Below are 21,614 nucleotides of genomic sequence, written 5' to 3' on the forward strand. Positions count from 1 at the left end.
GCCAGGAGGCAAACTGATCGAGACTGACGGGTGGGCATCTATCTCCCGATCGCGGAAATTTCCGTCAACATCTTCGTGCTGCTGGCCATGGGTGCGGCGGTGGGTTTCCTGTCGGGCATGTTCGGCGTGGGCGGCGGCTTTCTCATTACGCCGCTGCTGATCTTCTACAACATACCGCCGGCAATCGCGGTCGCCACCGGCGCCAACCAGGTCATCGCTTCCTCCTTCTCCGGCGCCCTGTCGCACATGAAGCGCGGCACGCTCGACTTCAAGCTTGGCGGCGTGCTTTTAGCCGGCGGCATCGTCGGCTCGACTGGTGGTATCTATGTCTTTGCGCTCCTGCGCCGGCTCGGCCAGCTCGACCTGTTCATCTCGCTGCTCTACGTCGTGCTGCTCGGCACCGTCGGCGGACTGATGCTGGTCGAGAGCGTCAATGCGCTGCGCGCCACTCGCAGCGGCGCCGCACCGGTGTTGAAGAAGTCCGGCCAGCATAATTGGATCCACCGCCTGCCGCTGAAGATGCGGTTCAGGGCCTCGAAGCTCTTCGTCAGCGTCATTCCGGTGCTTGGGCTGGGTGCGGCGATTGGCTTCCTGTCCTCGATCATGGGCGTCGGCGGCGGCTTCATCATGGTGCCGGCCCTGATCTACCTTTTGAAAGTGCCGACCAACGTCGTCATCGGCACCTCGCTGTTCCAGATCATCTTCACCTCGGCTTACACCACGCTGGTCCACGCCACCACCAACCAGACGGTCGACGTCATGCTCGCCTTCCTGTTGATGGCAGGCGGCGTCGCCGGCGCGCAATATGGCGCCAAGGCTGGTCAGAGGCTGCGGGGCGAGCAACTCAGGGCGCTGCTGGCGCTGCTCGTGCTGGCGGTAGCCATCCGGCTTGCCATCGATCTTTTCGTCACGCCGCCCAATCTCTATTCTCTGTCCGGCGTGGGCCTGAGCTGATGGCCGGCCTAAGGACGCTCGCGGCCGCCGCCTTGCTGTCGCTGCTGGCTGCTGCGCCACCGGCGAAGGCGCAGGCGCCACTAACCGAAAACATCCAGATCGGCCTTTCCACCGACAATGTCTCGATTACCGCCGGCTTTTCCGGCGCCGACCTGACCATTTTCGGCTCACTGGAAAATGCCGATCCGCTTGTCGCGCGGCAAGGGCGCTACGACGTGATCGTCGTGCTGGAAGGCCCGGCTCGGCCGGTCGTCGTGCGCCGCAAGGACCGGGTGCTCGGCGTCTGGGTCAATCTGGAGTCGGAGACCTTCAAAAACGTACCTGTCTCCTATTCGGTGGCGACGACGCGGCCGCTGCAGGACGTCACCGATCCGAACAGCTACAAGCAGCTGTCGCTTGGCGCCTCCAACCTCTATTTGCAGCCGGCCGACGCGGAGGACAGCCCGGCGACAATCGAGGAGTTCACCGCCGCGCTGCGCGAACGCAAGGCGGCGACCGGCCTCTACAGCGAGAATGTCGGCGGTGTGCAGTTCCTGTCGCAGAACCTGTTCCGCGCCACCGTCAGGCTCGCCCCAAACGTTCCGGTCGGCACCCATAAGGCCCGCGCCTTCCTGTTCAAGAGCGGCTTGTTCATCAAGGAAAGCTCCGCCCAGCTCGAAATCCGCAAGTCCGGTTTCGAACAGTCGATCTTCCGCGTCGCGCACGACTATTCCTTCCTCTACGGTGTCTTTGCCGTATCGCTGGCCATGCTGACCGGCTGGCTCGGACGACTGGTGTTCAGGAAAGACTGAACTCTCGTAAAAGTGGTTTCCCTTTCCGAGGGTATGGGTTAGACCGCGACCCCCGGCCCGACCGGATACGAGCTGCTGCTCCCCAAATCAGAACTACAGGAACGCACGATGCGACCAGCATTTGCCGGTATCGACTGCGGCACTTCGAATTCCACCGTGAGCGTGGTCAGGAACGGGCAGCCGCGGCTGGTGGCGTTGGAAGACGGCCAGGTCACGCTGCCCAGTGCGGTATTCTTCAATTTCGAGGAGAACCGCACCTATTTCGGGCGACGCGCCCTTGCCAACTATACGGACAGTATCGAAGGCCGCCTGATGCGCTCGTTGAAGAGTGTGCTCGGCAGCTCGCTTGCCCACGAAAAGACGCGCATCAAGGCGCGCTCGATCGGCTTCATGGAGATTGTCGGCCTGTTCGTCGGCCATCTGAAAAAGAAGCTGGAAGAAGAAGCCCATGACGCGGTCGACAGCGTCGTGCTGGGACGGCCCGTGCAGTTCGTCGACGACGATGCCGAGGCCGACGCCAAGGCGGAGCACGAACTCGAAAACGCCGCTCGTGCCCACGGCTTCAAGCAGATCGCCTTCCAGTTCGAACCGATTGCCGCGGCACTCGACTACGAACAAAAGGTGACGCGCGAGGAACTGGCGCTGATCGTCGACATGGGCGGCGGCACGTCCGACTTCTCAATCGTGCGGGTCTCGCCCGAGCGCGCCCGCTCGCTTGACCGCAAGGACGACATCCTGGCCAGCCGCGGCATCCACATCGGCGGCACCGACTTCGACCGGCTGCTGAGCATCGCCCATGTGATGCCGCAGCTCGGCCATCTCTCACCGACCAAGGATGGCAAACGTAATCTGCCGGCGAGCTACTTCATCGACCTGGCGACGTGGCAGCGCATCAACCTGGTCTATACCGCGAGGGCGATGACGCATCTGCGCCAGATCCGCTACGAGGCGGAGCACGCAGACCTGGTCGACCGCTTCATCCACATCATCGAGCATCGTTACGGCCACGCGCTGGCGGCGCTGGTCGAAAAGGCCAAGATCGAGCTGACGGACCGATCGTCGGCCGATGTCGAGGTCGCGCTGCCCGAGGTGAGGTTCACGGCAGAAATCACGCGCAAGGGTCTCGAAGCCATCATAGCCAGGGACATTGAGCGTGTTGCGGCTACGGTCGAGCAGACCATCCGCGACGCACAGGTGAAGGCCTCGGACATCACCGCGGTGTTCCTGACCGGCGGATCGACCGCGATCCCGCTGGCCAGGCAGCAGATCCTGGCGCTGGTGCCGCAGGCGTCGGTAATCGAAGGCGATGTGTTCGGCTCGGTCGGGCTTGGGCTGGCGCTCGACGCGCAGCGGAAGTTCGGCTGATCGGCTTAAAGCGGCGCGAATCTCTCAGCTTTGCCGCCAAGATGCGCCTTGAGCGCCATCTGGGCCAGGCTTGGCTGCCGGTCGCGATGCGTGATCATGGCAAATTCGCGCTTCGGCAGATCGACCGGCACGGAACGCAGACTGCCTTCGGCGACCGCGCGCGCGACGACGAGTTCCGAAATGATGCTGGCGCCGGCGCCGGCCTCGACTGCCTGGCGAATAGCCTCATTGCTCGGCAATACCAGGAATATCTGCAGGTCCGCGAACGAAATCCCGTCGCGTCGGGCAAGGTCCTCCAGCACCTCGCGCGTGCCCGACCCGCCTTCGCGAATGATCCAGCGAAGCCCGCCAAGGTCGGGATGTCCAGGCGAAACTTCTGCGATCTCAGGGTGCGAGCGCGCCACGACCAGCATCATGCGATCGATATCGACCTTGGCACGGCGCAAAATGTCGGATTCGGTGCGCCCCTCGACCAGGCCAAAATCGGCTGCGCCATCAAGTACATTGGTCTCGACCTGCCTGGTGTTGCCAATGCTCACGCTCAGCCTGACGGCAGGATAGGCTTCGTGGAAAGAGGCGAGCCGGCGCGGCAGCCAATAACTGGCGATAGTCTGGCTGGCAGCGATCGAGAGACTGCCTGATATCGTCTGCGCGACATGCTCCAGCACATTGTGGGCGGCCGCAGTCCGCTCGAGGACCGCCTTGGCCTCGGGCAAGAATCGGCGTCCGGTCTCGGCGAGCTCGATATTGCGGCCCACTCGGTTGAACAACTGGACGCCGTGCTGCTGTTCGAGCGAGCGGATGGCGGCGGATGCGGCCGACTGTGAGATGCCCAGCAACTCGGCCGCTTTGGTCATGTGCGCCCGTTCGGCGACGGCGACGAAGATCCGCAACTGGTCCAGGGTCATTCCGACACTAAGAAGCAAATCCGATTGGAATTACAAGAGCAAGTTGTTAGACGGATCGGTCGCTTTTGTTCTAAATTTTGACCCGAAATTGGAAAAAAGTCGCGCCAGAGCAGTCGAGGGTAGAGTTGGTGGGGCGGTTCAAATCCGTGTTTGCGCACTGGACCCGCAGCCTGCGGCGGCGGCTCTTGGGTGAACGCTATCGGCCGGAAGAGCATTACATGCGCGGCCCCGGCCCGAAGACGAGAGCCAAGGTCGCGGAGCGCAAGAGCATCACCGGATCATGACCAACAACCTGCTGCGCGGAGCCAATTCGGCACCATCACAACGGCCGCTTGCCGATACGCGCGCGCCCGCTGAAGGCGACGGCGTCGATACGTCGCCCGATGTCTCCGACAGCATCGCCAAGACGACTTGCTACATGTGCGCCTGCCGCTGCGGCATCGACGTCCATGTCAAGGACGGCAAGGTCCGCTACATCAACGGCAACAAGGATCACCCGGTCAACCGCGGTGTGCTGTGCGGCAAGGGCAGCGCCGGCATCATGCAGCATTACAGCCCGGCCCGGCTGAAGAAGCCGCTACTGCGCACCGGCCCGCGCGGCTCGGGTGAGTTCCGCGAAATCGAGTGGGAGGAAGCCTTGTCGATCGCGACAGAACGGCTTTCGAACATCCGCCGAACCGATCCGAAGAAACTTGCCTTCTTCACCGGGCGCGACCAGTCGCAATCGCTGACCGGCTGGTGGGCGAGCCAGTTCGGCACGCCGAACTTCGCGGCCCATGGCGGTTTCTGCTCGGTGAACATGGCAGCCGGCGGCCTCTACACGATTGGCGGCTCGTTCTGGGAGTTCGGCGAGCCCGACTGGGACAACACCAAGTATTTTATGCTGTTCGGGGTTGCCGAAGACCATGATTCCAATCCGATCAAGATCGGCCTCGGCAAGCTCAAAGCGCGCGGCGCCAAGGTGGTTTCAATCAATCCCTGCCGCAGCGGCTATAATGCAATTGCCGACGACTGGATCGGCATCCGGCCCGGCACCGACGGCCTGTTCGTGTTCGCCCTCATCCATGAATTGCTGAAGGCTGGCCGCATCGATCTCGAGTACCTCTTGCGCTACACCAATGCCCACATCCTGGTCGTTCAGGAGCCTGGAGCTGTCGATGACGGGCTGTTCATGCGCAATGGCGACGGCAATCCGCAGGCTTGGGATAGGGTGGCGAAGATGCCTGTCAATGCCAGCGATGCCGACGCGAAGCCCGCATTGACTGGCAGCTTTCTCGTCGACGGCCGCCGCTGCGTGCCGGTCTTCCAACTCGTCGCCGACCGTTATCTGGACGAGAGCTATTCACCGGACGCCGTCGCTGACCGGTGCGGCATCTCCGCCGACACCATCCGACGCATTGCCGCAGAACTCGCCCATGTCGCCTTCGAACAGCAAATCGAATTGCCGGTGGCCTGGACGGACTGGGCCGGCCGCCGGCACGAGACCATCAAGGGCCGCCCGGTGTCGATGCATGCGATGCGCGGCATCTCGGCCCATTCGAACGGATTTCACACTTGCCGGGCCATTCATCTGCTTCAGGTGCTTCTCGGCACGGTGGACGTGCCGGGCGGCTTCCGCTTCAAGCCTCCCTATCCGCGGTCCGCGCCGCCGGGTCCAAAGCCCGCCGGCAAGAATGTGAAGCCGATGACACCACTCGAAGGCATGCCGCTCGGCTTCGTCTGCGGGCCGGAAGACCTGCTAATCGACGGAGGCGGCAAACCGATCCGTATCGACAAGGCCTACTCCTGGGATGCGCCGCTGGCCGCACACGGGCTCATGCACACGGTTATCCGCAACGCCTGGGTCGGCGATCCCTACAAGATCGACACTCTGTTTATGTACATGTCCAACATGGCCTGGAACTCGTCGATGAATACGGTCGAGACGATGGCGATGCTGACCGATATCGATGCGTCGGGCGAGTACAAGATCCCGTTCATCATCTATTCCGACGCTTATTATGCCGAGACCGTGCCTTTTGCCGATCTGGTGCTGCCGGACACCACCTATCTCGAGCGTCATGACTGTATCAGTCTGCTCGACCGGCCGATCAGCCATGCCGACGGTCCGGGCGACGCCATCCGCCATCCGGTCGTCGAGCCGGACCGCGACGTCAGGCCGTTCCAGACGGTGCTGATCGAACTCGGCGCGCGGCTCGGTCTGCCCGGCTTCGTTCATGACGACGGCTGCGCCAAATACCGCGACTATGCCGACTACATCGTCAATCACGAGCGCACGCCAGGTGTCGGTCCGCTCGCCGGCTGGCGCGGCAAGGACGGGGCCTCGGTCGGCAAGGGCGAGGTCAATCCCGACCAGTTGCAGCGCTACATAGATAATGGCGGCTTCTGGCACCAGGATTTCGCCGCCGATCAGCGCTACTACAAGATGGCCAACCGCTCGTATCTCGAATTGGCTGAGAGCATGGGCTTCATGCCGAAGGCCGAGCCGATCGTCTTCCAACTCTATTCGGAGCCGATGCAGCGCTTTCGCCTTGCGGCGCGCGGCCATGGCGGGGTGCTGCCGCCGGAGGCGGAGCGCAGCCGCATCGAGACCTATATGGATCCGCTGCCGTTCTGGTATGCGCCCTTCGAAGAGGCTGCGGTCGACAGCCAAGCCTATCCGCTGCACGCGCTGACGCAGCGGCCGATGCACATGTACCATTCCTGGGGCGGGCAGAATGCCTGGCTAAGGCAGATCACCAGCCAGAACCGACTGTTCGTGCACTACCGGACGGCAGCCGGCCTCAGCCTTGTCGACGACGATTGGGTTTGGATCGAGAGCATCAACGGCAAGGTCAAGGGGCAGATCAAGCTGGCCGACGGCGTCAACGCCGATACGGTGTGGACCTGGAACGCGATCGGCAAACGGCGCGGCAGCTGGGGGCTCAAGGACGACGCGGCCGAATCCAATCGCGGCTTCCTGCTCAACCACATCATCGGCGACCAGACCTCCGCCGATGCCAACGGCAAACGCTATTCGAATTCCGACCCGGTAACGGGCCAGGCCGCATGGTTCGACCTGCGCGTGCGCATCGTCAAATGCGCGCCCGAGGAAGCGGGCTTCACCGAACCGCAGTTCGAGCGGTTCCGCCAGCTGCCGGACTCTGAGCTCTCGCCCGACAAGCTCAGTTTCGGCGCCGAGTTCCGCATGAAAAGAGAAGCCGCCGAATGACTTGCCTTCCCGCCCATACCGACAAGAAGCTCGGCCTTGTCGTCGATCTCGACACCTGCGTCGGCTGCCAGGCCTGCGTTACCGCCTGCAAAGAATGGAACACCGGCGGCCATATGGCGCCGCTAACCGACATCGACCCCTATGGCGGCAATGTCGACGGCGTCTGGTTCAACCGCGTGCACAGTTATGAGCACATGACCGAGATGGGTGGGCGCTCGGTCAATTTCCCACGCTCCTGCCTGCACTGCGAAACGCCGGCGTGCGTCACGGTCTGCCCGACCGGCGCCTCCTACAAGCGGGCGTCGGATGGCATCGTGCTGGTCGACGAGGACAAATGCATCGGCTGCAAATTGTGCAGCTGGGCCTGCCCCTATGGCGCGCGCGAGTTCGACACCGATGTCGGCGTGATGAAGAAATGCACGTTGTGCGTCGACCGCATCTACAACGACAATCTGGCGGAAGAAGATCGCGTGCCGGCCTGCGTCGCTGCTTGCCCGACCAGCGCGCGGCATTTTGGCGATCTGGGCGATCCGGCATCCGCTATCTCGCAACTGGTGGCCGAGCGTGGCGGTGTCGATCTGATGCCGGAAATGGGCTATAAGCCGACCAACAAATATCTGCCGCCACGTGCCCACACCACCCGCGCCGCATCGGTGCCGGCGCCAGCGCTTGAAGCGGTGCGGGCCGAAGGCGGCTTTCTCGGCTGGGTCGACCGCATGCTCTCGAACTGACCCGTGCCTTCATGCATCCAGCCTTCTCCGTCGTCTTTTTCACCACGGCCACGGGCGCCGGTTACGGCCTGCTCGCGCTGCTTGGCGTGCTCGCTGGACAGGGCTTTATCCCGCCCGATTTCTGGCTTGGCCTCACCGGCATGGGGCTGGCGCTTGGCCTGATCTCGACAGGCCTGCTGTCGTCGGCCGGCCATCTCGGCCGGCCCGAACGCGCCTGGCGTGCCTTCTCGCAATGGCGTAGCTCATGGCTGTCGCGCGAAGGTGTTGCCTCGGTCGCCACCTTCGTGCCGGCGGGACTGTTCGGTATTGGCTGGGTGGTCCTCGGCCGTACGAGCGGCTGGGCGGCTGTCGCCGGGCTGCTCGCTGCCGTCGGCGCGGTCGCAACCGTCTGCACCACCGGCATGATCTACGCGTCGTTGAAGCCGATTGCCCAGTGGCACAGCCGCTTCACCCTGCCCGCCTACCTGGTCTTTTCGGCGATGACCGGCAGCGTACTGCTCAACGCCCTGCTGCAGGGATTTGCCGCAGGCTCGAATATGCTTCTGGCGGCTGCCCTGTTGCTGACCGCGCTCGGCTGGGGTTTGAAGCTGGCGACCTGGCGATACAATGACAGGCTGGAGATCCCGACCAACGCCAACACCGCAACCGGGCTTTCCGGCGGCACGGTGCGGTCGCTGGAATGGCCGCATACCGAGGAAAACTATCTGCTCAAGGAGATGGGTTTTCGCATTGCGCGCAAGCACAGCGCTAAACTCCGCCAGACCACGCAGGTGCTGGCCTTTGCTTTGCCCGCGTTGCTGCTGGTCGCGGCGTTCGCCTTGCCGTGGCCCTATGCGGCAGCACTGTCGATACTCGCCCCAATCGCCCAACTCGCCGGAATGCTGGTCGAGCGCTGGCTGTTCTTCGCCGAGGCCAAGCACACGGTTACTTTGTACTACGGCAGGTAGGTTCAGCCCGGCCTGAGCATCGCGTGGGAAATCGCGAAAATGCGCTCTGTGCCAAGCATATAGGCCATCAGCGTTTCGCGGCGGAACAGCCCGGCATAGGCGCGATCGAGCACGTTGAGCGAGCCGGTATAGGCGCCGAAAGCCGGCATGATCATGCGGCCGCCATCGCCGGCAAAGCAACGACGCCGCACCGAACGGCCTTGCTGCACGATGCGGGCGCAAGGATGCAGGTGACCTGATATCTCGCCTTCCGCCCTCACCGCCGAAGGCTCGTGCCGGAAGAGCAGAGAACCGATGGCCAATTCGCGCACGGTTTCGCCCGGCAGGTCGGCCGGTGCTTCCGGGTCATGATTGCCGGCGACCCAGAACCAGTCGCGCCCGACCATCAGCCCCTCCAGCCTTTGGCGAAAGCTCGCGTGCATACGTGCGGCGCCGCCGCCATCGTGAAAACTGTCGCCCAGGCTGATAACGATCGCAGGCTGATAATCGGCGATCACCGCCTGCAGCCGGAGCAACGTCGCACCGGTGTCGTAAGGTGGGACCAGCGTGCCGCGCCTGGCCAGTGATGAACCTTTTTCCAGATGCAGGTCGGATACGGTCAGAAGCCGGAATTCGGGAAAATAGAGCACGCCGCGACGGTCGCAGATCGCGCGTTCGCCGGCGATACGGACAGCGCCCGCATCCGCCAGAGGCGCAGCCATGGCGAGCGCGACAGTCATTTCGTCCCCATGGCCTCCTCGACCAGCGTGGCTGCATCCATCAGCAGCGTGTCATCGGCCTCGCCGTGCACCGGCATTTTGCCGATCTCGAGCATGATCGGCACGGCGAGCGGCGATATCTGCTCGAGGTTCTTATGCATGATTCGACCTTGGACGCGCGAGAGCATCTCGGCAAGTCTGCTGACATCCAAGAGACCGGTCGCGGCATCGGCACGCGTCGCCTGCAAAAGGATGTGGTCGGGCTCGTGGCTGCGCAGCACGTCGTAGATGAGATCCGTCGACACGGTTACCTGGCGGCCGCTCTTCTCCTGCCCAGGGTGGCGTTTCTCGATCAATCCCGAGATCAGCGCGCAATTGCGAAAGGTGCGCTTCAACAACCAACTGCCGGCGAGCCAGGCTTCGAGGTCGTCGCCCAGCATGTCCTGATCGAATAGCGCAGCCAGCGACGGTTTCTTCGCCCTGAACATATGGCCCATATCGGCCAGCGACCATATGGCAAGCGCATAGTCGGTGGCGACGAAGCCGAGCGGCTTGGCTCCCGCCCTGTCGAGGCGGCGGGTGAGCAGCATGCCGAGCGTCTGGTGCGCCAGCCTGCCCTCGAACGGATAGGCCACCAGATAGTAGCGGTTGCCGCGCGGAAAGGTCTCGATCAGCAGATCGTCGCGTTTCGGCAGCACCGACTTGTCGGCCTGAAAGCGTAACCAGTCGGCGACCTGCTCCGGCAGCTTCTTCCAGCGCTGCGGATCGTCCAGCATGGCGCGGACCTGTTCGGCCAGGTACGTCGAAAGCGGGAATTTGCCACCACCGTAATACGGCACCTTGGCGTCGCTGCCGGGTGCATTCGAGACAAAGCACTCATTCTCGCGGATACCTTCGAAGCGCAGCACCTTGCCGGCGAACATGAAGGTGTCGCCATGCGTCAGCGTTTCGAGGAACGCCTCCTCGATTTTGCCCAGAACCCGGCCGCCACGCGAAGCCGCGCCTCTGCTGCCGGCCTGGACATAGCGGACGTTGAGCGCCGGCACTTCGATGATGGTGCCGACATTGAGCCGGTATTGTTGGGCGACGCGAGGATTTGAGACCCGCCACAGCCCGTCCTTGTTGAGACGAATACGGGCGTAGCGTTCATAGTTCTTCAGCGCATAGCCGCCGGTGGCGACGAAATCGATGACGCGATCGAATGTCGGCCGATCGAGATCGGCATAGGGTGCTGCCGTTCGCACTTCCTCAAACAGCGCATCGGCATGGAACGGCGCACCGCAGGCACAGCCCAGCACGTGCTGCGCCAGGACGTCGAGCCCGCCATTGACCAGCGGCGGCGTATCCTGGGCACCGAGATAATTGGCGTCGAGCGCCGCCCTGCATTCCAGCACCTCGAAGCGGTTGGCCGGTATCAGGATCGCCTTCGACGGCTCGTCCATACGGTGGTTGGCGCGGCCGATGCGCTGCGCCAGCCGGCTGGCACCTTTCGGCGCGCCGACATGGACGACTAGATCGACATCGCCCCAGTCGATGCCGAGGTCGAGCGTCGACGTGGCGACGATGGCGCGCAGGGCGTTCTCGCCCATTGCCTTTTCGACACGCCGGCGCTGCGCGGCGTCGAGCGAGCCGTGATGCAGCGCGATCGGCAAGGTCTCCTCGTTGACCCGCCACAACTCCTGGAACAGCAACTCCGCCTGGCTGCGCGTGTTGACGAACAGCAGGGTTGTCTTGTGGCGCTTGATCTCGTTGTAGATTTCCGGCGTTGCGTAGCGGGCCGAATGTCCCGCCCACGGCACGCGCCCCTCCGAATCGAGAATGGAGATGTCGGGCTTGGCGCCGCCAGTGACGACGATCAGTTCGGCCATCGGCCCCGGTGGATTCTGGCTGACCAGCCAGCGCCGCAATTCGTCAGGCTCGGCGACCGTCGCCGACAGGCCTATCGTCTGCAGGGCGGGCACAAACGAGCGCAGCCGGGCCAGCCCGAGCGAGAGGAGATGCCCGCGCTTCGAGGTCACCAGCGAATGCAATTCGTCGAGCACGACATAGCGCAGGTCCTCGAAGAAGCGCCTGGCATCGGGCGCGGCAATCAGCAGCGCCAATTGCTCGGGCGTGGTCAGGAGAATGTCGGGCGGCGCCAGCTTCTGCCGCTGGCGCTTGTGTGCGGGCGTGTCGCCGGTGCGCGTCTCGACGGTGACCGGCAGCCCGATTTCTTCGACGGGTTTGCCGAGATTGCGCTCGATGTCGACGGCCAGCGCCTTCAGCGGCGAGATGTAGAGTGTGTGGATGCCTCGATGCGCCTGCCCCGGCCTTCTCCTCGGCCGGCCGGCCAGTTCGGTCAGCGATGGCAAGAACCCGGCCAGCGTCTTGCCGGCGCCGGTCGGGGCGATCAGCAATACCGACCGGCCGCCCTGGGCTTTGGCCAGCAAATCGATCTGGTGGGCGCGCGGCGACCAGCCCTTTTCCGCAAACCATTTGACAAATGGCTCGGGCAGGACGACGGCGGCATTCTGTTCGGCAAGGCGCGGCTGCTCTGTCACGCGCCAGACGTAGCGCGGCGGCGCGCAATCGCCAAGCAGAATCAGAACAAAAGGTGATCGATTCGCGCTACGGCCGGCGAAACCCGGTCGGTCCGCCATAAAGATAGCCGATACGGGCGACCGCCTCCCTCAGTCCTTCACGCGACACCAGCATGGTGTGGCCGTTGGCGTGGATCATGGTCTCCGGATCTGTCATGATCGCGACGTGGCCTTTCCAGAAGACCAGGTCGCCGCGCCGCAACCCGGCAAAATCCGGCCCGGGTTCGAGCGGCTCGCCGACGGTCGCCGCCTGCATGTCGGTGTCGCGCAGCACTTGCCTGCCAGCCATGTGCATTGCAAGTTGCACGAGACCGGAACAATCGATGCCGAAGCCGGAGACGCCGCCCCACAGATAGGGCGTGCCGAGAAACGCCTCGGCGACCGCGACGTAGTCGGGATGAACCTCGGCGACCGGCCTGAGATGACCCGAGATGACCGCCTGGCCGGACGGCAGCAGAGCATAATGCGTGCCGCGCGTTTCCGCTGAGCCCGTCACCGCCACCAATGACCCCATCGAGAGCTCCCCGCTCACCGGGAACCGCAAATCCGGTCCCGGATAGAGGAAAGTGCGCGGCACCGAGACAACATGGGTGGGCGCATGCTCCCGACCGCCCAGCACGGTGTCGGCGACATAGCCGACATAGCCGTCGCGCTCGGCCTGTATCCAGGCCCAGCCCTCAACGTCCTCGAAGACGAGGACGTCTTCGCCGAACAGAAGCTGGGTATCGACGCCGGCGTCCGGGCGCGGCGCCTTGCGGATGTCGGCGACGCAGGCTGATATGCGAGCCGGCCGGCCGGCGACGAAACGGTCGGCGGCGACCTCGCCTCGCAGCCTGGCGTCGGCGAGATCGGAGCGGAAGGCATGGAGGCGGGCATCCCTGGCGGTCAAATCGGCAACTCGTTCAAATGGGCAACTCTTGGGCTCTGGCAATGATAACATCGCCAAAGCGCTCGACAAAGAGCGCGCCTTCGACTGTGCGCCTGACCAGCACGTTGCGCTTGTCGAGCTCGTCGCGGTGGCGCGACACCAGTTTCAGCGCCCCCATCGTATCGAGCGCACGGGTGATCACCGGCTTGGTGACGTTGAGGCGGGCGGCTAACCCCCGTACCGTGTGGGGCGGCGGATCGAGATAGATGGTGAACAGGATCGCCGTCTGGCGCATGGTGAGATCGGGCGCGTCGTCGCGCACCTCCGACAGCACCACCTGTTGCCATAGTCGCAACGCTTGGCTTGGACGCATGATAATCGACATCCGTCCAGCATGACGGAAAATTGTTTCGGTTCCGTTTCAGTCAATAACCTTCGTCGGCTATGCCCGAGAATCAGCCGTAGCGGTTCGAAATGACCTGCTCCAGCGCCCGGATGCCTTGCGCTTCGCCACCGGCAAGGCCGTGCGGGCGGTCGAACGGGTTCCAGGCGAAGATGTCGACATGCGCCCAGCCGGCGGTCTTTTCCACGAAGCGCTTCAGGAAAAGCGCCGCGGTGATCGAGCCGGCGAAACCGTCCGGCGTGACGTTGTTGACGTCGGCCACCTTCGACGCCAGCTTGGCGTCATAGGGCTTCCACAACGGCATCCGCCATAGCGGATCCTCGACCGCAACGGAGGCGTCCGCCAGCTCGGATGCAAGCGTCTCGTCACCGGTATAGAACGGCGGCAAGTCGGGACCGAGCGCAACACGGGCAGCGCCTGTCAGCGTTGCCATATCGACCAGCATCTGCGGCTCTTCGTCATCGGCCAAGGCCAGGGCATCGGCGAGCACCAGCCGTCCTTCGGCGTCGGTGTTGCCGATTTCGACGGTAATGCCCTTGCGGCTCACCAGCACGTCGCCTGGCCGGAAGGCGTTGCCGGCTATCGAATTCTCGACAGCCGGGATGAGCACGCGCAGCCGAACCTTCAACCCGGTGGCCATGATCATGGAAGCGAGACCCAGCACGTTGGCAGCGCCACCCATGTCCTTCTTCATCAAAAGCATGCCCGAGGACGGCTTGATGTCGAGACCGCCTGTATCGAAGCAGACGCCCTTGCCGACCAGCGTTATCTTGGGGGCATTGTTCGGCCCCCAAATCATGTCGATCAGGCGTGGCGCGTCGGCAGAAGCCCGACCGACGGCGTGGATCATCGGAAAGTTGGCGGTAAGAAGATCGTCGCCTTTGGTCACCGATATTTCGGCCTTGTGCGTCGCGGCCAAGGTCCGGGCGGCCTTTTCCAACTGCCCGGGGCCCATATCGCTGGTCGGCGTGTTAACCAGATCGCGCGCCAGGAAAATGCCATCGGCGAGGCGGCGGATGCGGGCGGCGTCGGTGCCTGCCGGCAGCGCGAGGCGAAGCGTCTTGCCTGGCTTCTTGCCGTAGCGGGTGAAGACATAGCCGCCGAGCGCCACGGCGAGTGCCGTAAGCTCCGGCTTGGCCGGTGCGGACGCAAAATGCCACTCGCCTGCGGGCAAGGCTCTCGCTAGTGCGCCGATGGCCAGTGCGCCCTCGCCATCACCGGTGCCGAACAGGGCTCCGGCAATCGCGCCGTTGTCGCCAGGCATGATCAGCGTCCTGCCGGCCTCGCCGGAAAAGCCGTTGGCCTTGGCCCAGGCGACCAAGGATGGCGCAAGGCCCGCCGCCGCCAGAGCATCCTTCGCCACCAGATGGACCGGCAGCGCATTGCTCAATTCTTTCTCGACGAGTTCGACAGGCATTCGCTGGCCTCCGGCTTCCGAGTCGGCGTTTCTTAACTCTCCGTTAGGGTTAACAGAATATTTCTGCGGGAGGAAAGATGACCTCGCAAATGGTCACGCGCATGAACGGAGCCCTGGTGCCGATGCCGACCAACCGCAGGATGAACGCCAGCGCAAATAGGCTGATCACCACGGCGTTGATGATGGTGCTTGCTGCAGGCGTCGCCGGCTGCGGAACCAGCAAATTGACGACTGGCTCGATTTCTCGTCCAAGCGGCAAGCCGCTGGAAACAATGTCGGCGGGCGAACTGCACAACGCTACGATGGCGCTCGGCCAGTCCTATTCGAAAAACCCCAGCGACAAGCGGATCGCGACAAATTATGCCGCGGCGCTGCAGATGGACGGCGACGCAGACCAATCGCTTGCGGTGATGCGCAAGCTGGCGATCGCCTTGCCGAAGGATCGCGACGTGCTCGCCGCCTATGGCAAGGCGCTTGCCGCCAACGGACAGTTCGAGCCGGCACTCGATGCCGTGCGCCGCGCCCAGACGCCCGAATATCCTGACTGGAAACTGGTATCGGCGGAAGCTGCTATTCTCGACCAGCTCGGCCAGAAGGACGAGGCTCGCCAAGGCTATCGCAAGGCGCTTGACCTCAGGCCGAACGAACCGTCGATCCTTTCCAATCTCGGCATGTCGTACGTGCTGGAAGGTGATTTGCGCACAGCCGAAACCTATATGCGCTCAGCCGCCCAGCAGCCGAATGCAGACAGCCGCGTCCGCCAGAACCTTGCGCTGGTCGTCGGTCTGCAAGGCCGTTTCGACGAGGCAGAGAAGATCGCCTCGCAAGAGCTGTCGCCGGATCAGGCGCAGGCTAACGTCGCTTACCTTCGCCAGATGCTGGCGCAGCAGAATGCCTGGAGCCAGCTCAAGGACCAGGACAAGGCAAAGCCCGCCACCAACTGACCGCTTCGAGCGCCGAACCGGCGCGCGAATTCCGCAACATATCTAACGCAAAGAGCCGCGCTGCACCGGCAGCGTGGCTCTGGATCGTATCAGCGTTTCTGGCAACGCCGCTGGCGCTACTCGCTGCTTGATTTCGGCTGGTCGCCAAAGATGCCGCGCTGGCTCACCTGGATGCCGGCGGGACCCAAAATGATGGCGAACAGCACCGGCAGGAAGAACAGGATCATCGGCACGGTGAGCTTCGGCGGCAGCGCGGCCGCCTTCTTCTCGGCGGCATTCATGCGCATGTCGCGGCTCTCACTGGCAAGCACCCGCAATGCATGCGCCACGGGCGTGCCGTAGCGCTCGGCCTGAACCAACGCCTGGGACACCGACCTGACGGATTCCAGGCCAGTTCGGCTTGCAAGGTTCTCGTAGGCCTGCTTGCGCTCCTGCAGATAGGAAAGCTCGGCGTTTGTCAGGATGAATTCTTCCGCCAATGCCACCGATTGCGCGCCGATCTCATCGGCGACCTTGCGAAGCGCCGCTTCCACCGACATGCCGGACTCGACGCATATCAGCAACAGGTCGAGCGCGTCCGGCCACGCCATCTGAATCGATTGCTTGCGCTTGGTAGCGCGGTTGTTGACGTAGAGCACCGGCGCGTAGAATCCCGCATAGGCTACCACGATGCACACGAACAGCTTCACGAAAAGCGGCTGCTCGGGCAATCCGCCGAGCACGAACAGATACATTGCCGCCAATGCAAAGCCGATGAAGGGCAGGACGAGACGGAAGAAAAGGAAGCGCGTCAGCGGATTTTGCCCGCGAAAACCCGCCACTTTCAATTTCTGCAAGGTACCTTCATCCGCCAGCGCACGCCTGAGATCCAGGCGATCGACAATATTGCGCATGCCGACCGACTGTTCTTCGCGCAGGCCCTTGCGGCGGCGGTCGGCTTCGACTGCCAGCCGCGCGCGCTGCTTGGCGCGCAGCTCATCGCGCTCCAGCGCTACGGATTTCATGCGCGCCTTGAGCTGGTTCCCGCCAAAAGCGGGCAGCAGCGTGAAGACGGTCGCAAACACCGCGATGCCGACCAGCAGTGCGATCAGCAGGGACGGGTCGGTGAGAGTTCTGATGACGTGATCGGTCATACGCGAGTCCTAGACTTCGAAATTCATCATCTTGCGCATTACCAGGACGCCCATCGACATCCAGATGCCGGAACAACCGAGGATCAGATGGCCGGTGCTGGTGATGAAGAGGGGCATGATGTAGTTCGGGCTCGTCAAATAGACGAGAAAGGCGACGACGAAAGGCAACGCGCCGATGATCACCGCGGATGCCTTGGCTTCCATGGACAATGCCTGGACCTTGGCTTTCATTTTCTTGCGGTCGCGAAGCACGCGCGAAAGATTGCCCAGCGCTTCGGAAAGATTGCCGCCGGCCTGAGACTGGATCTGGATGACGATGCCGAAGAAGCTCGCCTCGGTGCACGGCATCGTTTCTGGCATGCGCATGGCCGCGTCGGGGATCGACAAACCCATTTGCTGCGAATCGACTATGCGGCGGAACTCGGTCTTGACCGGCTCGGGGGATTCGTTGGCGATCAGGCGCACGGCGTCGTTCAGGGGCAGGCCGGATTTTACCGCACGCACGATGATATCGAGCGCGTTCGGAAATTCGTTGAGGAACGCCTTGACGCGGTGCGCGCGGCGAAACGAGACGAACCAGCGGGGCAGACCCAAGACGCCGACCAGCAGCGCAGCCGGCAAGACCAGCAACGGTGCGCCGATGAAATAGACAAGAGCCGTCAAGACGACGCCGCAGACCGCCGAGTAGACATAGAAGCGCTCAAGCGAGATCTTCATGCCGGCCTGGCGGATTTGGATCTTCAGCGGTGGTTTCTTGACCAGGCTCTGATTGGACTTTTGCTTTTGATCGAGATCCTTCAGCGAATCCTGGACGGACTTGCGACGCTTGGCCGCTTCCGCCACGCGATCGCGCGACGCCTTGACGACGGAACGATCCGTCTCGGCGGTCTTGATCGATTCAAGCCGCTTGCCAACCTGCTTCTCGGTGCTGATCCGGTTGAACAGGAAAGCATAGGCCACAGCGCCGGCGCTGAAGCCGGCGAGCACGACGAATGCCAATACGGTGCCGTCAATTCCGAACATCGACCCTGGCCCCCACGCTTCCAGACGGATCAATCAGCGCGTTTCTCCATCGCCTCGAGCGCGACCGCGAGGCGCTGCTCCTCACCGTAGTAGCGGGCGCGCTCCCAGAAATGCGGACGGCCGATGCCAGTCGACACGTGCTCGCCCAGCAGCCTGCCGCTCGCGTCCTCGCCCTTGATGTTATAGAGAACGATGTCCTGGGTGATGATGACGTCGCCTTCCATGCCGATTACCTCGGTGATGTGGGTGATACGCCGCGATCCGTCGCGCAGGCGTGCAGCCTGTATGATCACGTCGACGGAGCCGACGACGATCTCGCGCACGGTTTTTTGCGGCAGCGTGTAGCCGCCCATGGCGATCATCGACTCTATGCGGTTGAGGCATTCGCGCGGGCTGTTCGAGTGGATCGTTCCCATCGAGCCGTCATGGCCGGTGTTCATCGCCTGCAGCAGATCGAACACTTCGGGTCCGCGCACTTCGCCGACGATAATACGTTCGGGGCGCATGCGCAGACAGTTCTTGACCAGATCGCGCATGGTCACTTCGCCCTCGCCTTCGAGGTTGGGCGGACGGGTTTCGAGACGCACCACATGCGGCTGCTGCAATTGCAACTCAGCTGAGTCCTCGCAGGTGATGACGCGTTCTTCGCGGTCGATATAGTTGGTCAGGCAATTGAGCAGCGTCGTCTTGCCTGAGCCGGTACCGCCCGAGATGACAATGTTGCAGCGGACACGCCCGATGATCTTGAGAATCTCGGCCCCTTGCGGAGAAATCGAGCCGAACTTGACCAGCTGGTCGAGCGTCAGCTTGTCCTTCTTGAACTTGCGGATGGTAAGTGCGGTGCCGTCGATAGCCAGGGGCGGTGCGATGACGTTGACACGGGAGCCATCAGGAAGACGCGCATCGCAGATCGGGCTTGATTCATCGACGCGGCGGCCAACCTGGCTGACGATACGCTGGCAGATGTTGAGGAGCTGCTGGTTGTCGCGGAAACGGATGCCGGTCTGCTCGACCTTGCCGTTGACTTCGATGTAGACGTTCTTGGAGCCATTAACCATGATGTCGGCAATATCGTCGCGGGCAAGCAGTGGCTCCAGCGGCCCGTAGCCCAAAACGTCGTTGCAGATATCCTCGAGAAGCTCTTCCTGCTCGGCGATGGACATCGCGAAATTCTTGATCGCGATGATGTCGTTGACAATGTCGCGGATTTCCTCGCGCGCGCTTTCGGGATCGAGTTTGGCGAGCTGCGACAGATCTATCGTATCGATGAGTGCGGCGAAGACCTGGCTTTTGGTGTCGTAGTAGGTTTCGCTCTTTTGGCGCTGGATACTTTTCGGCTCCGGCGCCAATGGCGGCGGCTCGACCGCACGGCGAACCGCCGGCGCGGCAGGCGCGCCGGATGGCGGCAGCGCCGCCGGCCTGGCAGCTACAGCCACTTCCACAGGGTTCGCGGCCGCCGGCGCGGCAGGCGCGGGTGCTGGCTGACGGAATTCCGGAATGGTCCGGTTGCCGTCGTCGCTGCCTCTTTTACCAAACATGATCGCTTACCAATTCCACCGCTGAGGCATCACTTCTTGTTGCGCGAAAGCTTGCCGATCAGACTGCCGAGGCCAGCCTTCTTCTTCACCTTGATTTCGCTGCGCCCTGTCAGCACATGGGCGATCTCGTTGATCGTGGCGACAACCGGACTCTTGGCATCCATCTCACCGAGCATACGTCCGTTGTTGGCAGCATTTCCGAACAAAAGCGGCTCGAACGGGATGACCGACATCGGCGAAAGGCCGAGCGATTCGGAGAAGTCGGACGGCGTAATCTCAGGACGTTTCGGCACACCGGCCTGGTTGATCACAAGCTTTGGCGCTGGGTCGTTCGGACGAAGCCGCTTCAGCATGTCGACCAGGTTCTTCGTGTTGCGCAGATTGGCAAGTTCGGGCGTCGCCGTGATGACGATCTCGTCGGCCTTGACCAGCGTGTTCTTGGTCCAGCCGGCCCACACGTGGGGAACATCGAGCACGAGGAGCGGCGCGCTACGCTGGGCTATGTCGATAAGCTGGGTGAAGGCGTCGGGATCGAAATCGTAGACCCGCTCCAGGGTCGAAGGGGCCGCAAGCAGCGACAGGTGCTCGGCGCATTGGGCGAGCAGCCGGTCGAGATAGACCTCATCGACGCGTTCCGGCGAGAAGACTGCCTCGGCAATGCCTTGCGCCGGATCCTGGTCGAAATTGATATTGGCCGTTCCGAAGGCGAGGTCGAGATCGGCGACAACCACTTCGGATTTGAAAAGGGACGACATGGCCCAGGCCACATTATGGGCTATGGTCGAGGAGCCGACGCCGCCTTTGGCGCCGATGAAGGCAATCGAGCGGCCGATCGGCTCAGCTTCCGGATCAACGAAGATCGAAGACACCACGCTGACGATGTCGGCCATCGATACGGGCGCGATGACATACTCGGAAATGCCCGAACGGATGAGTTCGCGGTACAGACCGACATCGTTGTAGTGGCCGACAACCACCACCTTGGAGGTCGGGTCGCAATGCTCGGAGAGCTGGGCGAGTTGTTCCAGCAACAGCTTCGGCTCGCTGCGCGATTCAAGCAGGATCAGGTTCGGCGTCGGCGCCGACTGATAGAATTCGATAGCGGTGGGGATGCCCCCCATATGCACCTTCAAATGGGCCTTGGCCATGCGGCGATCCTCGCCGGCGCGCTCGACCGGATTGGCTACGCCTTCGGTCTCGCAAAATGCCTGGATCGAAATGCGCGGGATCGGCCGCAACGCCTGCATCGCGGCAATATCCTGCTCCGAGGTTTCGCCGCCCGGTACCTCTGTGTCATAGGCAAGATTGCTCATTGTCATCACTTTCCGTGACTTGCGCGGCTTAGGGTTTGTTGAGCCTCAACACTCGTTAATATTCGACTTCCGAATTGCCGAGGAATTCGTCCGAAATACCTCTGTCACGATAGACGTCGATCACCGCGCCGCGATTTTCCGCGTCGATCGGCGTCGGCTTGCGTGGCCCGATCAGATCGGACGGATTGGCCATCTGGGCAGCCAGGTTGTTCTGATACGAACAGCCGAAATCGGCATAGTGCTTGTTTTCCGAAGTCTGCAGCAGGTCTTCGGGCCAGCGCCCGCATTTATCCGTCTGAGCCTTCACCGAGACGTAGGCAACACGAACCGGTGCGGACGCTTCGGCCGAAACAGACTGATAGGACCGCATGTCGATCCGCTTCCGGCTGATGCCGCTGGCTATGGCCAGCCTGGCGAAATCGCGGCCGGCCGCGGCCGCTGCGATTTCGTTGGCTGAGCCGCTCGGAATCTCGATCGTCAGCACCGGAGCCGCGCTCCTGTCGTATCCGTCCAGGAAGCCCAGGAGCGTGTCACGCTGGGATCTGGTCATGCCACGGTCGCCGGCGCCGACCGGAAGGTCGATCTTCTGTATCTTCTCAGCTATGACGATCGGATGGGTGGTGCGATAATCGTCCGGTATGGCACCCACCGTGACGCTGTCGCGATTGGCGCAGCCGGCCAGCAATGCCGCCACCGCGATCGCCATAATGGGAACGGCCGGCCGCCAGATTCGCGAATGGACTGACCGCGTCGCGGTGATCGCCCGTGCCTTCGATGTTGCCTTAGACATG

General features: G+C 63.0%; 18 protein-coding genes. 7 read left to right on the forward strand and 11 right to left on the reverse strand.

The features are described from left to right. The first annotated feature begins 30 nt into the window (after positions 1-30). The 3 genes from NKH30_RS12480 (at position 31) to NKH30_RS12490 (ending at position 3,110) form a co-directional block, all read left to right on the forward strand. Entirely contained in the window at positions 31-954 is a 924-nt protein-coding gene (locus NKH30_RS12480) for a sulfite exporter TauE/SafE family protein (protein WP_023676949.1), read from the forward strand. Continuing rightward, positions 954-1,745: a TIGR02186 family protein gene (locus NKH30_RS12485; protein ID WP_352455141.1), complete on the forward strand. Its 792-nt coding sequence runs from the start codon at positions 954-956 to the stop codon at positions 1,743-1,745. The genes NKH30_RS12480 and NKH30_RS12485 overlap by 1 nt, the downstream gene beginning before the upstream one ends. 108 nt (positions 1,746-1,853) lie before the next feature. Next, on the forward strand, positions 1,854-3,110 hold the full coding sequence (locus tag NKH30_RS12490) for an Hsp70 family protein (RefSeq protein WP_352995607.1): 1,257 nt from the start codon (positions 1,854-1,856) through the stop codon (positions 3,108-3,110). A 5-nt stretch (positions 3,111-3,115) separates the two neighbouring features. Here NKH30_RS12490 and NKH30_RS12495 read toward each other — a convergent pair whose 3' ends face one another. Next, the gene (locus NKH30_RS12495) at positions 3,116-4,018 is read right to left on the reverse strand and encodes a LysR substrate-binding domain-containing protein (RefSeq protein WP_352770812.1); all 903 of its coding nucleotides are present in this window, start codon (positions 4,016-4,018) and stop codon (positions 3,116-3,118) included. 280 nt (positions 4,019-4,298) lie between these two features. On the opposite strand from NKH30_RS12495, the gene NKH30_RS12500 reads away from it, so the two are divergent. The 3 genes from NKH30_RS12500 to NKH30_RS12510 are packed head-to-tail and all read left to right on the forward strand — an operon-like array spanning position 4,299 to position 8,907. Then, a complete protein-coding gene (locus NKH30_RS12500) occupies positions 4,299-7,229 on the forward strand; it encodes a molybdopterin oxidoreductase family protein (RefSeq protein WP_352995610.1) in 2,931 nt (976 codons plus the stop codon). Continuing rightward, positions 7,226-7,960, forward strand: coding sequence for a 4Fe-4S dicluster domain-containing protein (locus tag NKH30_RS12505; protein WP_352767011.1), 735 nt, complete (start codon positions 7,226-7,228; stop codon positions 7,958-7,960). Before NKH30_RS12500 ends, NKH30_RS12505 begins: the two co-directional genes overlap by 4 nt. An 11-nt stretch (positions 7,961-7,971) precedes the next feature. Further along, positions 7,972-8,907, forward strand: a complete 936-nt coding sequence (locus NKH30_RS12510; protein WP_352767013.1) for a dimethyl sulfoxide reductase anchor subunit family protein — start codon at positions 7,972-7,974, stop codon at positions 8,905-8,907. Positions 8,908-8,909: 2 nt separating this feature from the next. Here NKH30_RS12510 and pdeM read toward each other — a convergent pair whose 3' ends face one another. The 5 genes from pdeM to NKH30_RS12535 form a co-directional block, all read right to left on the reverse strand. Further along, complete coding sequence (gene pdeM, locus NKH30_RS12515; RefSeq protein WP_352470092.1) at positions 8,910-9,626, reverse strand: ligase-associated DNA damage response endonuclease PdeM; 717 nt, start codon at positions 9,624-9,626, stop codon at positions 8,910-8,912. After that, a complete protein-coding gene (locus tag NKH30_RS12520) occupies positions 9,623-12,145 on the reverse strand; it encodes a ligase-associated DNA damage response DEXH box helicase (RefSeq protein ID WP_352813695.1) in 2,523 nt (840 codons plus the stop codon). The genes pdeM and NKH30_RS12520 overlap by 4 nt, the downstream gene beginning before the upstream one ends. Before the next feature lie 67 nt (positions 12,146-12,212). Beyond that, on the reverse strand, positions 12,213-13,124 hold the full coding sequence (locus tag NKH30_RS12525; RefSeq protein ID WP_502899550.1) for a C40 family peptidase: 912 nt from the start codon (positions 13,122-13,124) through the stop codon (positions 12,213-12,215). After that, the gene (locus NKH30_RS12530) at positions 13,087-13,437 is read right to left on the reverse strand and encodes a MarR family winged helix-turn-helix transcriptional regulator (RefSeq protein ID WP_023676939.1); all 351 of its coding nucleotides are present in this window, start codon (positions 13,435-13,437) and stop codon (positions 13,087-13,089) included. Before NKH30_RS12530 ends, NKH30_RS12525 begins: the two co-directional genes overlap by 38 nt. 70 nt (positions 13,438-13,507) lie before the next feature. Continuing rightward, positions 13,508-14,872 carry a leucyl aminopeptidase family protein gene (locus tag NKH30_RS12535; RefSeq protein ID WP_352767021.1) on the reverse strand — a complete coding sequence of 455 codons (1,365 nt, stop codon included), beginning with the start codon at positions 14,870-14,872 and terminating at the stop codon, positions 13,508-13,510. A gap of 122 nt (positions 14,873-14,994) precedes the next feature. Between NKH30_RS12535 and NKH30_RS12540 the strand changes: the two genes are divergently transcribed. After that, positions 14,995-15,816: a tetratricopeptide repeat protein gene (locus NKH30_RS12540; RefSeq protein WP_352470190.1), complete on the forward strand. Its 822-nt coding sequence runs from the start codon at positions 14,995-14,997 to the stop codon at positions 15,814-15,816. A 116-nt stretch (positions 15,817-15,932) separates the two neighbouring features. Here the strand turns inward: NKH30_RS12540 and NKH30_RS12545 are convergent, their stop codons facing one another. The 5 genes from NKH30_RS12545 to NKH30_RS12565 are packed head-to-tail and all read right to left on the reverse strand — an operon-like array spanning position 15,933 to position 21,613. Further along, positions 15,933-16,949, reverse strand: a complete 1,017-nt coding sequence (locus tag NKH30_RS12545) for a type II secretion system F family protein (RefSeq protein ID WP_023676936.1) — start codon at positions 16,947-16,949, stop codon at positions 15,933-15,935. 9 nt (positions 16,950-16,958) lie between these two features. After that, entirely contained in the window at positions 16,959-17,972 is a 1,014-nt protein-coding gene (locus tag NKH30_RS12550) for a type II secretion system F family protein (protein WP_023676935.1), read from the reverse strand. A gap of 29 nt (positions 17,973-18,001) precedes the next feature. Next, positions 18,002-19,510 carry a TadA family conjugal transfer-associated ATPase gene (locus tag NKH30_RS12555; protein WP_352541281.1) on the reverse strand — a complete coding sequence of 503 codons (1,509 nt, stop codon included), beginning with the start codon at positions 19,508-19,510 and terminating at the stop codon, positions 18,002-18,004. A gap of 29 nt (positions 19,511-19,539) precedes the next feature. After that, entirely contained in the window at positions 19,540-20,823 is a 1,284-nt protein-coding gene (locus NKH30_RS12560; RefSeq protein ID WP_352541280.1) for a CpaE/TadZ family protein, read from the reverse strand. Positions 20,824-20,878: 55 nt separating this feature from the next. Next, positions 20,879-21,613: a CpaD family pilus assembly protein gene (locus NKH30_RS12565; RefSeq protein WP_352448620.1), complete on the reverse strand. Its 735-nt coding sequence runs from the start codon at positions 21,611-21,613 to the stop codon at positions 20,879-20,881. Position 21,614 lies beyond the last annotated feature (1 nt).

Source organism: Mesorhizobium sp. M1273, assembly GCF_040318195.1.
Lineage (GTDB): Bacteria > Pseudomonadota > Alphaproteobacteria > Rhizobiales > Rhizobiaceae > Mesorhizobium.